This window comes from Marinobacter sp. EVN1, assembly GCF_000475375.1.
Classification (GTDB): Bacteria; Pseudomonadota; Gammaproteobacteria; order Pseudomonadales; family Oleiphilaceae; genus Marinobacter; species Marinobacter nauticus.
This window is the reverse complement of sequence record NZ_AXCB01000070.1, coordinates 394,429-406,589: the sequence shown is the minus strand read 5'-3', so window position 1 is coordinate 406,589 and position 12,161 is coordinate 394,429. Positions and strand designations below refer to the sequence as shown.

Below are 12,161 nucleotides of genomic sequence, written 5' to 3'. Positions count from 1 at the left end.
TGAATTGACGGTTCCGCCAATGTTTTATGCAGAATATGGCCAACGGGTATTCAGGGCCAGGAACGATCGGACACAAAAAAACCGCTGGACGGGTGGCCCGGCCAGCGGTTCCATGAGGTTCGGTGAGGTCAGACCGCCTCGGCCGGCTCGTCCTCATAATCAAAGGTCAGCTCGTCGTCCTTGAGCTGAATGAATACATCACCGCCGTGCTCCGATAACCGACCGAACAGGATCTGCTCCGCCAGCGGGCGCTTGATCTTGTCCTGGATCAGCCGCGCCATCGGTCGGGCACCCATGGTTACGTCGTAACCTTTCTCCGCCAGCCAGAGCTTGGCCGCATCATCAACGTGAAGCACAACGTGCTTCTCGTCCAGCTGAGCCTGAAGCTCGGTGAGGAACTTGTCCACCACGTGAGTGATGGTGTCCTTCTGCAGATCGGCGAACTGGATAATGCCATCCAGTCGATTGCGGAACTCCGGCGTGAAGGTTTTGCTGATCACCTCCATGCCGTCGGTGCTGTGATCCTGCTCATTGAAGCCGATCGAGCGGCGGGCCATGCTTTCAGCGCCCGCGTTGGTGGTCATCACCAGAATCACGTGGCGGAAATCCGCCTTACGGCCATTGTTATCCGTCAGGGTACCGTGGTCCATCACCTGCAGCAGCAGGTTGAAGACTTCAGGATGCGCCTTCTCGATCTCATCCAGCAGCAACACGCAGTGCGGATGCTTGTTGACCGCTTCGGTCAGCAGGCCGCCCTGGTCATAGCCGACATAGCCCGGAGGTGCACCAATCAGGCGTGAGACAGTATGACGCTCCATGTACTCTGACATATCGAAGCGAACAAGCTCGATGCCCAGCACCTTCGCCAGTTGCTTGGTGACTTCCGTTTTACCGACACCGGTCGGCCCGGCAAACAGGAAGGCACCTTCCGGCTTCTCAGGCGCTTTCAGGCCTGCCCGCGCCAGCTTGATGGCGGTTGACAGGGATTCGATCGCCGGATCCTGACCGAACACCACCATTTTCAGATCGCGTTCAAGATTGCGCAGCAGATCCTTGTCGCTGGTGGAAACATTCTTCGGCGGAATTCGCGCAATATTGGCGACCACGTCTTCGATGTCGGTCACGTCAATGGTCTTCTTACGCTTGTCTTCCGGCTGCAGCCGCTGCCGTGCACCGGCTTCGTCGATCACGTCGATGGCCTTGTCCGGCAGGTGCCGGTCGGTGATGTACCGGTCTGCCAGCTCTGCGGCTACCCGCAACGCCTTGTCGGTGTACTTGAGATCGTGATGTTTCTCGAAGTTCGGCTTGAGACCCTTGAGGATCTGGTAAGTGTCCTCAACGCTCGGCTCGTTGACATCAATTTTCTGGAAGCGACGCGCCAGGGCGCTGTCTTTCTCGAAAATACCGCGGAACTCCTGAAACGTGGTCGAACCAATGCAACGGAGTTCGCCTGAACTGAGCATAGGTTTAAGCAGGTTGGAGGCATCCATCACGCCGCCCGACGCAGATCCGGCACCGATGATGGTGTGGATCTCATCGATGAACAGAATGGCATGATTCTGCTTCTTCAGGTCACTCAAAAGGCCCTTGAGGCGTTTTTCAAAATCGCCACGATACTTGGTACCGGCCAGTAACGCGCCCATATCCAGTGAGTAGACGACGGCATCCGAAATAATCTCCGGCACCTGCCCGTCCACAATCCTCTTGGCCAGACCCTCGGCAATGGCTGTCTTGCCAACGCCGGCCTCGCCCACCAGCAAGGGGTTGTTCTTGCGGCGGCGAACCAGAATCTGTACCACCCGCTCAACCTCATGCTCACGGCCAATCAGCGGATCAATACGACCCTGCCGTGCCTGTTCGTTGAGGTTAGTGGCGTAGCTCTCCAGCGGACGGGAATGACCGCCCTCTTCCGCTGCTTCGTCCTGGGCAGCGTGATCCGCGCCTTCCTGGTCTTCTGCTCCCTGAACCCGGGAGATACCATGGGATACGAAATTAACCACGTCAATCCGAGCAATATTCTGTTTTTTCAGCACATAAACCGCCTGGCTTTCCTGCTCACTGAAGATGGCTACCAGTACGTTTGCTCCGGTTACCTCCTTCTTGCCAGACGACTGCACATGGAATACCGCTCTCTGCAGTACCCGCTGGAACCCCAAAGTGGGTTGGGTTTCGCGCTCACTGTCGGAGCTAGGGATCAGGGGGGTGGTGGAGTCCACAAACTCTACCAACTCTTCCTCAAGGCGCTTCAGGTCTGCACCACAGGCTTTCAGGACACCCACTGCCGATTCGTTGTCGAGAAGGGCCAGCAACAAATGCTCTACCGTCATGAATTCATGACGCTTGTCCCTCGCATTTTTGAAGGCCGTATTCAGCGTAATTTCCAGATCTTTACTCAGCATGGGCCACCCCAACGTCTGTCAGTCCGCACGTTCAATCTCGCAAAGGAGCGGATGTTCGCATTCCGAGGAATACTGGTTCACCTGTGCTGCCTTTGTTTCCGCGATGTCTCGGGTATATACCCCACATACGGCTTTTCCCTGCGTATGGACGAGCAGCATCACCTGCGTCGCCTTTTCTTCGTTCATGGCGAAGAACTTCATCAGTACGTCCACCACAAAATCCATGGGTGTGTAATCATCATTTAGGAGCACAACCCGGTAACGCGCCGGGCGCTTCAGGGCAGGCTTCTCCGGCGCAACACTGACCCCCTCATGGCGACCGGGTTGTTCATCCTCCCCCTGATTGAATACTAGTAGAGAATTCTCAATTGTCCGCATGGTTCCATATACCGGTTATTCGGTTCCTGACTTAAATGTGGATGCGTGGCAGCGTGTTTTCAAGCCAACACTGCCCACAAGCGTGCGTTGTTTATCAATACGAACATGATACCGCTTCCAGACCTGCCAGAACCACCTGTTCCGCAGTATCCGGCACTTGACTCGGGCGCCGGTTTGGCCGACAGTTAATGTGCATTGTTAAAGAATGTAAACTCATGCTTCAGCGTGTAACCCAAAGCCACATCCAATACCGGTTTCACGTTGTTGGCAACAGTTCCGGCGCCACCAGGGCGCTGTGAATTCAACACACAAAACCAATAATAAGGGAGCACCTGCCAAGCCTCTGGAACTCGCCCGCCATACACGGGCACCAAAACAGAGGAGCAGTCAGCGCCTCCCAAAGTGACAGCAAAGGAACAGGGGAGTTCATCATGCCAAGAGGCAAAGTCAAATGGTTCAATAATGCCAAGGGATACGGCTTCATCATTGAAGATGGCTGCAGCGATGACCTGTTTGCCCATTTCTCCTCAGTCCAGATGGATGGCTACAAAACCCTCAAGGCCGGTCAGACGGTAACGTTCGACAAGAAGCCCAGCGACAAGGGCGTTCACGCCATCAACATTGTCCCGGACGAGGTTCCGTCCAGAGAGACCGGGGCAAAAACGGCATCGAATTCGTCGGATCAGGCGGCTCAATCCAGCAACAGCAACGAGAGCTACACGCCCCGTGCTGTAAACGGCTGATGCCAGGCGTTGCCTGAAGCCCTCAGCCAACGCCGGCAGCCTGCCATTTCTTTCCTTTTCCCGCCGGTTCTGCCGGTGGTGAGGCTTCGTGCTTTTTAATCAACGGTGATTGCAGTAGTCTTGGCGCTTTCGCGCATTTCCGGCACAGGACTTCACCTATGGCGAAGCTGATTCTCTTCAACAAGCCGTTTCACGTATTGAGTCAGTTTACCGACGAGCGCGCCAGCCATCCCAGAGCTACCCTAGCCGACTGGATTGACCAACCCGGCGTTTATCCGGCCGGTCGACTCGATTACGATTCCGAAGGGCTTTTACTGCTCACCGACCAGGGCGCGTTACAGCATCGTATCGCATCGCCCACCAACAAAATGCCCAAGACTTACTGGGTTCAGGTCGAAGGTGAGCTCACAGACGAGGCCCTGCACAAGCTTCGCAAAGGTGTCGTGTTGAAAGACGGAATCACGCGGCCGGCCAGAGCGGAGCGACTTGAAACACCCGACCTGTGGCCCCGCAATCCGCCGGTGAGATTTCGACAGAATGTGCCTACCACTTGGCTGGCGCTGACGATTACCGAAGGCAAAAACCGGCAGGTTCGCCGAATGACGGCGGCGGTGGGCTACCCTACCTTGAGACTGATCCGGGTCCGCATCGGGGACTGGACCCTGGATAACCTGAAGCCCGGCGAATACCGAAGTGTTACGGTCAATCTGCCCGACACTCCCCCGAAACTATCAACCAGGCCCAAAAGGAGGCGTCACCGATCATGACCTGGAAACCCCATGCCACCGTGGCGGTGGTTGTTGAAGACGATCAGGGCCGGTTTCTTCTGGTTGAGGAAGTCAGTGGCGGGAAGGTGGTTTTCAATCAACCCGCAGGCCATATCGAGGAGAACGAGGCCATTCTGGATGCCGTACGCCGGGAAACCCTCGAAGAGACCGGGTGGGAGATAGAACCGGTTTATTTCCTCGGCATCTACACCTACAAGGCCCCCGCCAATGGTGTCACCTACTACCGGTTCTGTTATGCCGCCAAAGCCCTCCGGCACGCCACCGACAAGCTGGATACCGGCATCATCGGCCCACACTGGCTGACGCCGGAGGAAATCCGGAAACTCGGTGACCAGCTTCGAAGCCCCCTGGTGCTCCAGTGCATCGAGGATTACCGAAACGGACGCAAATTCCCCCTTGATGTGGTTGTGGATGGACAGACGTAATCACCGGATGATGTTAAAATTCGCGCTTTTGACCGGTTCCCAGACGAAATGACCCAGAATACTGAGCCCCAATCCCCCGAGCACACCCGCGTGATCGTCGGCATGTCCGGCGGCGTGGATTCCTCCGTTGCGGCCTGGCTCCTGAAAGATCAGGGGTACCAGGTGGAAGGCCTGTTTATGAAAAACTGGGACGAGGACGACGGGACCGAATACTGTACTGCAATGACTGATCTGGCAGATGCCCAGGCTGTTGCCGATGCCATCGGCATCAAACTGCACACCGCCAGCTTCGCCGCGGAGTACTGGGACCGGGTATTCGAGCATTTTCTGTCGGAATACAGTGCCGGCCGAACCCCCAATCCGGACATCCTCTGCAACAAGGAAGTAAAATTCCGGGCATTCCTGGATTACGCCGTTACTCTGGGCGCCGACTATATCGCGACCGGCCATTACACACGCCAGCGCCCGCTCAACGATGGTAGCGGCAAGGCCCAGTTGCTCAAGGGGCTGGACCCCAACAAAGACCAGAGTTACTTCCTCCATGCCGTCTCCGGCCAGCGCATCGCCCGCACCCTGTTTCCGGTGGGCGAACTGGAAAAGCCGGAGGTTCGCCGGATTGCTGAAGAGCAAGGGTTCGTTACTCACGATAAAAAAGATTCGACAGGAATCTGTTTTATCGGGGAACGGAAGTTTACCGATTTTCTGAAACAGTACCTGCCCGCTCAGCCCGGCAACATTGAAACGCCCGACGGCACGGTGATTGGCAAACATCAAGGCCTGATGTATCACACCATCGGGCAACGTCAGGGCCTTGGCATTGGCGGTCTTGCGGAGTTTGGCGACGACCCCTGGTATGTGGCAGAAAAGGATCTCAACCGGAACGTATTGATTGCCGTCCAGGGCAAGCATCACCCACTGTTGTTTTCGCGGGGACTGGTCTCGGGCCCTGTTGACTGGGTTGCCGGCGAACCTCCGGCACAGAAGTTCCGCTGCAAGGCGAAAACCCGATATCGCCAACCGGATCAGGATTGCGAGGTTACCGTCATAGACGGTGGCGTGAAGGTCATCTTCGACGACGCCCAGCGTGCCGTAACTCCCGGTCAATCCGTGGTTTTCTATCAAGGTGAGGTGTGCCTGGGCGGCGGTGTTATTGAGCAAACCTGGCGCGATAACGAAGCTTTACCTGCAAGACTTGAGCGCCTGGCAAGTGAAGGATCTGACACATGAGCCGCTCCCTGCATGACCAGACCCTGGCGCTGGCCGGCCTGTGTCAGGCTGCGACCCTGGTGCAGCAGATTGCCCATAACGGCAACTGCAATGAAGACAGCCTGGAAACCTGCATTCGCTCACTGTTTGCAACCAATCCAGCCTCCACCCTGGATGTCTACGGCGGCGAATTGTCTGACATACGGGAAGGATTGACGGTACTTTCAACGGTACTGGCCCAGCACGGCCAACCTCAGGACGTAGAAATCCTGCGGTACGTGTTCAACCTGATCCAGCTTGAAGCCAAACTCAAACGCTCCCCGGACATGCTGGACGTTATCGGGAACAGGATCGAGCAGGCCCGGCATACCGCCAGCCATTTCGGTTACAGTCACAGCAACCTTCTGGGCAATCTCGCCTCGATCTATGCCGACACCATCAGCACCTTCCGTTTGCGCATTCAGGTAACCGGCAACCCGCAGATACTCCAGCGTAATGAAAATGCAGACAAGGTACGGGCCCTGTTGCTGGCCGGCATCCGATCTGCCGTGCTGTGGAGGCAAAGTGGCGGCCACCGCTGGCAACTCATTTTCACCCGCAAGAAGGTCATCAGCCATGCCCGGGAGTTGCTGCGCTGATTCAGCGAGCCGGCTGGTGTATCATTAGCAGCTTCATTTTCCTGTCCCGCTTTTTCTTTGATGAACTGAGAGGTTTTCGATGGAACTCACCGCCCTGACCGCTATTTCTCCGGTCGATGGCCGCTACGGCAGCAAAGTCAGTGTATTTCGCAGTATTTTCAGTGAATACGGCCTGATCCGTAACCGGGTAACCGTCGAAATCCGCTGGTTGCAGAAACTGGCTGCCCATCCGGCGATTACCGAAGTGCCCGCGTTTTCCGCCGAAGCCAATGCGTTTCTGGACAAGATGGTCAACGAGTTCAGTCTGGCCGATGCTGAGCGAATCAAGGAAATCGAGCGAACCACCAACCACGACGTCAAAGCGGTTGAGTACCTGATCAAAGAAAAAATTGCCGACGTGCCTGAGCTGCACGCGGTGACCGAATTTGTTCACTTTGCCTGCACCTCAGAGGACATCAACAACCTGTCCCATGGTCTGATGCTGCGCGAAGGCCTGGATCACGGCCTGCTGCCGGCCATGGAAAACCTGGTCGAAAAGCTGGCCGAGCTGGCCCGGGAGCACGCTGAACAGCCCATGCTGTCCCGCACCCACGGTCAGACCGCCTCCCCGACCACGGTCGGCAAGGAACTGGCCAACGTGGTCTATCGCCTGCGCCGCCAGCTGATGCAGATCCGCGAAGTGGAAATCATGGGCAAGATCAACGGTGCGGTGGGTAACTACAACGCCCACCTGTCTGCCTACCCGGACGTGGACTGGGCTGCCAACGCCGAAGAATTCATTGAGAGCCTGGGCCTCGACTGGAACCCGTACACGACCCAGATCGAACCCCACGACTACATCGCCGAACTCTATGATGCCATTGCTCGCTTCAATACCATCCTGATCGACCTGGACCGGGACATCTGGGGCTACATCTCCCTGGGCTATTTCAAACAGAAAACGGTGGCCGGTGAAATCGGATCTTCTACCATGCCCCACAAGGTGAATCCGATCGACTTCGAGAATTCTGAAGGTAATCTCGGCATCGCCAATGCCCTCTTCGGCCATTTGTCAGCCAAGCTGCCGATTTCGCGCTGGCAGCGTGACCTGACCGACTCCACCGTTTTGCGCAACCTGGGCGTTGGCTTTGCCCACAGCCTGATTGCCTACGAAGCCACCCTCAAAGGTCTGGGCAAGCTGGAAATCAACCCGGCCCGTCTGAACGAAGACCTGAACAACGCCTGGGAAGTACTGGCGGAGCCGATTCAGACCGTGATGCGCCGTTACAACATCGAGAAACCCTACGAAAAGCTCAAGGACTTGACCCGCGGCAAGGCCATGACGCCCGAAGTCATAAAGAATTTCGTGGAAACCCTGGAGATCCCGGAACAGGCGAAGGCCGAGCTGCGCGCCCTGACCCCGGACAACTACATCGGTAACGCGATCGACCAGGCCAAAGACATCTAGGCAGGAGCAACACCATGGATATGCTTGGCGGGCTGACAGCCAATGAATTTCTGCGCGACTACTGGCAGAAAAAGCCACTGGTTATCCGCCAGGCGTTTCCCGGTTTTCAGTGCCCGGTCAGCCAGGATGAGCTGGCCGGACTGGCCTGCGAAGAAGCCGTTGAATCCCGCATCGTCATCGAGAACGATGCCGGAAAACCCTGGCAGCTTCACAATGGCCCGTTCACTCCGGATCGTTTCAGCGAGCTGCCGGAGCAGGACTGGACCTTGCTGGTCCAGGGCCTGGACCACTGGGTACCGGAAATTGCTGATCTGCTCGACAACTTCCGGTTCATCCCTAACTGGCGGCTGGACGACATTATGGCCAGCTACGCACCGACAGGCGGTAGCGTTGGGCCCCACTACGATATGTATGACGTGTTTCTGCTGCAGGCCCAGGGCCACCGCCGCTGGACCTTCGGCGGACACTGTGACCACAGATCGCCACGGGTAGAAGGTACACCCTTACGGATTCTGAGCAGTTGGGACGGCGAAGAAACTGTGACCCTGGCGCCGGGTGACATGCTTTACCTGCCACCAGGCGTTGGCCATCATGGGGTGGCGGAAGACGACTGCATTACCCTGTCTGTGGGTTTTCGGGCACCTACGGTCGACGACGTACTGACCAGCTTTACCGACTACCTGAGCCAGAAGGAAAAAGCGGCTGAACATCTGGATGACCCTGACCTTCAGGTTCAGGAGAACCCCGGGACTATCGGCGCCGACGTGGTTGAACGTCTCGACGCGGTAATTCGGGAGCAACTCGGTGATCGGCGTAATCTGGCCCTTTGGTTCGGGCAGTTCGCCACCGCCCCCAAAAGCATGGACATCGTCGTTCCAGCCGAGGAGCCGGCGGAGGCCGAAGATCTGGCCGAAGCCATTCGGGCCGGTGAACAACTGCGCTGGAATGAAGGCTCCCGTTTCGCCTACCATGAGCTGGACAACGAGACCGCTCTGTTTGTTGATGGCGAACAATTCCTGCTCAAGGGCGACGCCCGTCCGCTGGCTCCCCTGCTCTGCGCCCGCTCCCGTATTGACATGGCGACACTGGCAGAATTTGCCGGCGACGAAGCGTTGCTGGGGCTGTTGACCAACCTCTACAACCAGGGCTCGATCTATTTCGAGTAAGCCATGGATCTGAGATTTCGCAAATACAGCTGGCAACTGGCACCCGGGTCGGTTCGCGAGATTCGCCAGCGGGTGTTTATCGATGAGCAGAAGGTGCCGCCAGAGCTTGAGTGGGATGACAGCGACGAGATTGCTGATCATTATCTTGCCGTCGATGCGTCCAACCAACCCGTGGCCACCGCCCGCCTGTTTTCCGCCCTGGAAGAAACCGGCTACATCGGCCGCATGGCCGTGTTACCGGAAGCCCGGGGCAAAGGTGTTGGAGAAGCCCTGCTCAGGCACCTGATCGCCGAGTCTGCCGGCCGTTACCAGGAACTCCGGCTCTCAGCCCAGGAACATGCCACTGGTTTTTACCAACGATGCGGCTTCCACATCTGTTCGCTTACCCCCTATGAGGATGCCGGCATTCCGCACCTCGACATGCGCTGTCTGGCACCGGATCTCGCCCATCGGGCCGGTGCAGGACGCAGCAACCCGTTAATCCTGGGAGCCGATGAGGAATCCTGGCTGTTTGACCAGCCCTCATCCTTCATGAACCTGATGGATTCCCTGGTTGGCCAGGCTGGCCAGCGCCTATGGCTTTACGACCGGATTCTGGACCATGAATTCTACGACAGGCATCGCCTGCGGGAATTGGTCTCTGCCCTCGCCCGTCGCCATCGACTGAGCGAGGTCCGTTTGTTGATTCACGACGACAAGCCATTAGTGCAACGACGACACCAACTGGTAGAACTGATGCGCCGGCTCACCAGCCGCATTGAGCTCCAGCTGGTGAACGAGGACTACCCCATGGAGGATCAGCCCTTCCTGCTGGTCGACCGCCAGGGCGTGTTGTACCGACACAGCTTTGACAAGACCGAGGGCTTTGCCGATTTTTCCGCCGGCCGGCGGGTCCGGCTGATGGAAGAGGCGTTCCAGAAAATGTGGGACGCCGCGCGCCCCTCTCTGGAGTTACGCGAACTACCGCTCTGAGTGGGACACCTGAACCGCCTGAGGTGACTCGAAACTGGCCCCGAATGGCGCAAATTCCTCATCCACTTCTTCCGCCACTTCCACAATCAGTTTGCGCAGCCACTGATGGTCCGAGTTGTGCTGCAGCAGCGGGCTCCAGGCCATCTTGAGTTCAAAGGGCGGAATCTCAAAAGGCGGCACCTTAACCACCAGATTTGGATTATCTTTTTGCAGCCAGGCTGCTCTCGATGGCAGTGTGGCGATCAGATCGTGTTGTTCCGCCAGCAGCATCGCCACCTGATAATGGCGCGTAAACACGGAAATCTGGCGCTTGCGCCCCATTCTGCCCAGTGCCTCGTCCACCCAGCCCAGGCGTTGAACATCCTTCGGATTCACCCCCACCCCGACACCAAAACCGGTCTTGCTAACCCAGATATGACTGGCGTCCAGATAGGTATCCAGTGTAAACGGCTCTTTCAGGATTGGGTTCCGGGCGTTCATCAGGCACGCAAAGTATTCCGTCCAGAGGGTTTTCTGATGAAACGACTGGGGAATCTTGTCGAAACGGTTAATCGCCATGTCCAGACGACCCTGCTCCACATCCAGAAAACTGACATCACTGGGCGTCAGAACATCCAGCGTGACATGCGGTGCTTCCTGCCGGATACGGCGCAAAACCCTTGGCATCAGGCAGGATTCCGCGTAATCACTGGCCATGATCCGGAACACCCGCTGGCTTTCACCGGCCGCAAATGGTGTTTTTTCCTGCACCGCCTGCTCGATATCCGATAGAATCCCGCGAACCAGTGGCTGCAATTCCCTGGCCCGCTCTGTGGCCGTCATGCCTTCACTGGTTCGCACCAGCAGGGGATCGCCAAACAGGTCCCGCAGCCTCCGCAAACCGTTACTCATGGCCGGCTGAGTGATGCCAAGGTGATTGGCCGCCTTGGTTACATTGCGCTCCCGCAACAACACATCCAGGTACACAAGCAGGTTCAGATCAACGCGGGAAATATCCATAGGCAGCCAGACCTCACCGTCAGCAGCAGGGTGTATTATTCATTTCCGTAATATACAGGAATCTGGAAATTCACGTAATAAATGAACCTTCCGCCCTGATTACAACCAGAAAAGGACGGGATAGCATATTTCTGCTAGGCTTTCAGAGCGTTACCGAATAATATCAAAACCAATAAAACAAGCCCTCGGGCCAGACGTTCATTCAATCCGGAGCCTAACCCCACACCATGGATACCACTACCATTGTGCTGCTGCTCGCCGCGATCGTCACCGTTTCCCTGGTTATTATCGTTTTCAGCCAGATGCGGGAAAAAGCGAGGATCGAACGCGTTCGCAAAATGACGGCTCAGGAAGATGCCTACAACAAGGCCTACCGCCTGCTTACCGAGATTCCCGGCCAATACCTCACGCCAGACCTTAAACTGCTGCTGCTCAAGCGCATGGAAGACGCCTGCCAGGAACTGACCGCGCTGAAGAGTGATCAGCCGGTAAAACAGTGGCTGGAGAACATTGCGCAAACCAAGAAGCAGATTCTGGAAAAGAACGACCAGCGCCCACCGGTAAAAATCGACACGCCAGAAAAATCCAGCTATATCAAAGAGCTGTTACAGGCTTTGTTCAAGCTGATTGAGGCTATGCATAAAGCCGGCCGGATAGACTCTGCCACCGCCAAGAAGAATCTGAAGTATGTTCTGTTTCTGGTGCACAAAACCCACGCCGACCTGCACGTTTTCCAGGCCCGCGATTTCATTCGCCAGAACCAGATCCGCAAGGCCATTCACGCTTATCACCTTGCCAGTACTGAGATGGGCAAATCCCGGGACAACCCTCTTGCCATGAAAGCGGTGAAGAGCTTCCGTACCCGCATCAAGGAACTTGAGGAAATGAGCACAGAAGGCAAGATGAATGAGGAAAACCATTCCAAGCTCGACAAGGAATGGGACAACTTTCTGCAGGACGACGACACCTGGAAGAAAAAAGCGGATTACGACGACTGAAC

General features: G+C 56.7%; 12 protein-coding genes. 9 read left to right on the top strand and 3 right to left on the bottom strand.

Annotation, left to right across the window (positions count from 1 at the left end):
* Positions 1–128: 128 nt before the first annotated feature.
* Both clpA and clpS read right to left on the bottom strand, forming a co-directional pair.
* On the bottom strand, positions 129–2,399 hold the full coding sequence (gene clpA / locus Q674_RS39105) for an ATP-dependent Clp protease ATP-binding subunit ClpA (RefSeq protein WP_022991058.1): 2,271 nt from the start codon (positions 2,397–2,399) through the stop codon (positions 129–131).
* 18 nt (positions 2,400–2,417) lie between these two features.
* Positions 2,418–2,777: an ATP-dependent Clp protease adapter ClpS gene (gene clpS / locus Q674_RS39100; protein WP_011785238.1), complete on the bottom strand. Its 360-nt coding sequence runs from the start codon at positions 2,775–2,777 to the stop codon at positions 2,418–2,420.
* Positions 2,778–3,208: 431 nt separating this feature from the next.
* Between clpS and Q674_RS41620 the strand changes: the two genes are divergently transcribed.
* From Q674_RS41620 to Q674_RS41580, 8 genes are all read left to right on the top strand, one after another.
* Positions 3,209–3,520 carry a cold shock domain-containing protein gene (locus Q674_RS41620; protein WP_014421222.1) on the top strand — a complete coding sequence of 104 codons (312 nt, stop codon included), beginning with the start codon at positions 3,209–3,211 and terminating at the stop codon, positions 3,518–3,520.
* A gap of 158 nt (positions 3,521–3,678) precedes the next feature.
* Entirely contained in the window at positions 3,679–4,287 is a 609-nt protein-coding gene (locus tag Q674_RS39090; RefSeq protein ID WP_011785240.1) for a pseudouridine synthase, read from the top strand.
* Entirely contained in the window at positions 4,284–4,733 is a 450-nt protein-coding gene (locus Q674_RS39085) for an NUDIX hydrolase (protein ID WP_014421221.1), read from the top strand. Before Q674_RS39090 ends, Q674_RS39085 begins: the two co-directional genes overlap by 4 nt.
* 48 nt (positions 4,734–4,781) lie before the next feature.
* Positions 4,782–5,960 (top strand): tRNA 2-thiouridine(34) synthase MnmA, encoded by a 1,179-nt coding sequence (gene mnmA / locus Q674_RS39080; RefSeq protein WP_023009998.1) that lies wholly within the window; start codon positions 4,782–4,784, stop codon positions 5,958–5,960.
* Positions 5,957–6,577 carry a high frequency lysogenization protein HflD gene (gene hflD, locus Q674_RS39075; protein WP_023009997.1) on the top strand — a complete coding sequence of 207 codons (621 nt, stop codon included), beginning with the start codon at positions 5,957–5,959 and terminating at the stop codon, positions 6,575–6,577. The genes mnmA and hflD overlap by 4 nt, the downstream gene beginning before the upstream one ends.
* A gap of 79 nt (positions 6,578–6,656) precedes the next feature.
* Positions 6,657–8,024 carry an adenylosuccinate lyase gene (purB, locus tag Q674_RS39070; protein ID WP_023009996.1) on the top strand — a complete coding sequence of 456 codons (1,368 nt, stop codon included), beginning with the start codon at positions 6,657–6,659 and terminating at the stop codon, positions 8,022–8,024.
* 14 nt (positions 8,025–8,038) lie between these two features.
* Positions 8,039–9,190, top strand: a complete 1,152-nt coding sequence (locus Q674_RS39065; protein WP_014421217.1) for a cupin domain-containing protein — start codon at positions 8,039–8,041, stop codon at positions 9,188–9,190.
* A gap of 3 nt (positions 9,191–9,193) precedes the next feature.
* Entirely contained in the window at positions 9,194–10,162 is a 969-nt protein-coding gene (locus Q674_RS41580) for a GNAT family N-acetyltransferase (RefSeq protein ID WP_023009995.1), read from the top strand.
* Here the strand turns inward: Q674_RS41580 and Q674_RS39055 are convergent.
* Positions 10,151–11,161 carry a LysR family transcriptional regulator gene (locus tag Q674_RS39055; protein ID WP_011785247.1) on the bottom strand — a complete coding sequence of 337 codons (1,011 nt, stop codon included), beginning with the start codon at positions 11,159–11,161 and terminating at the stop codon, positions 10,151–10,153. The genes Q674_RS41580 and Q674_RS39055 overlap by 12 nt on opposite strands.
* Before the next feature lie 227 nt (positions 11,162–11,388).
* On the opposite strand from Q674_RS39055, the gene Q674_RS39050 reads away from it, so the two are divergent.
* Entirely contained in the window at positions 11,389–12,159 is a 771-nt protein-coding gene (locus tag Q674_RS39050) for a hypothetical protein (protein WP_014421215.1), read from the top strand.
* Positions 12,160–12,161: the final 2 nt, after the last annotated feature.

Excerpts from the sequence above, each read along its gene's own strand:
- purB (WP_023009996.1), top strand. The coding sequence starts at position 6,657 with ATGGAACTCACCGCCCTGACCGCTATTTCTCCGGTCGATGGCCGCTAC.
- clpA (WP_022991058.1), bottom strand. The coding sequence starts at position 2,399 with ATGCTGAGTAAAGATCTGGAAATTACGCTGAATACGGCCTTCAAAAAT.
- Q674_RS39090 (WP_011785240.1), top strand. The coding sequence starts at position 3,679 with ATGGCGAAGCTGATTCTCTTCAACAAGCCGTTTCACGTATTGAGTCAG.
- Q674_RS39050 (WP_014421215.1), top strand. The coding sequence starts at position 11,389 with ATGGATACCACTACCATTGTGCTGCTGCTCGCCGCGATCGTCACCGTT.
- Q674_RS41620 (WP_014421222.1), top strand. The coding sequence starts at position 3,209 with ATGCCAAGAGGCAAAGTCAAATGGTTCAATAATGCCAAGGGATACGGC.
- Q674_RS39055 (WP_011785247.1), bottom strand. The coding sequence starts at position 11,161 with ATGGATATTTCCCGCGTTGATCTGAACCTGCTTGTGTACCTGGATGTG.
- mnmA (WP_023009998.1), top strand. The coding sequence starts at position 4,782 with ATGACCCAGAATACTGAGCCCCAATCCCCCGAGCACACCCGCGTGATC.
- Q674_RS41580 (WP_023009995.1), top strand. The coding sequence starts at position 9,194 with ATGGATCTGAGATTTCGCAAATACAGCTGGCAACTGGCACCCGGGTCG.
- hflD (WP_023009997.1), top strand. The coding sequence starts at position 5,957 with ATGAGCCGCTCCCTGCATGACCAGACCCTGGCGCTGGCCGGCCTGTGT.
- clpS (WP_011785238.1), bottom strand. The coding sequence starts at position 2,777 with ATGCGGACAATTGAGAATTCTCTACTAGTATTCAATCAGGGGGAGGAT.
- Q674_RS39085 (WP_014421221.1), top strand. The coding sequence starts at position 4,284 with ATGACCTGGAAACCCCATGCCACCGTGGCGGTGGTTGTTGAAGACGAT.
- Q674_RS39065 (WP_014421217.1), top strand. The coding sequence starts at position 8,039 with ATGGATATGCTTGGCGGGCTGACAGCCAATGAATTTCTGCGCGACTAC.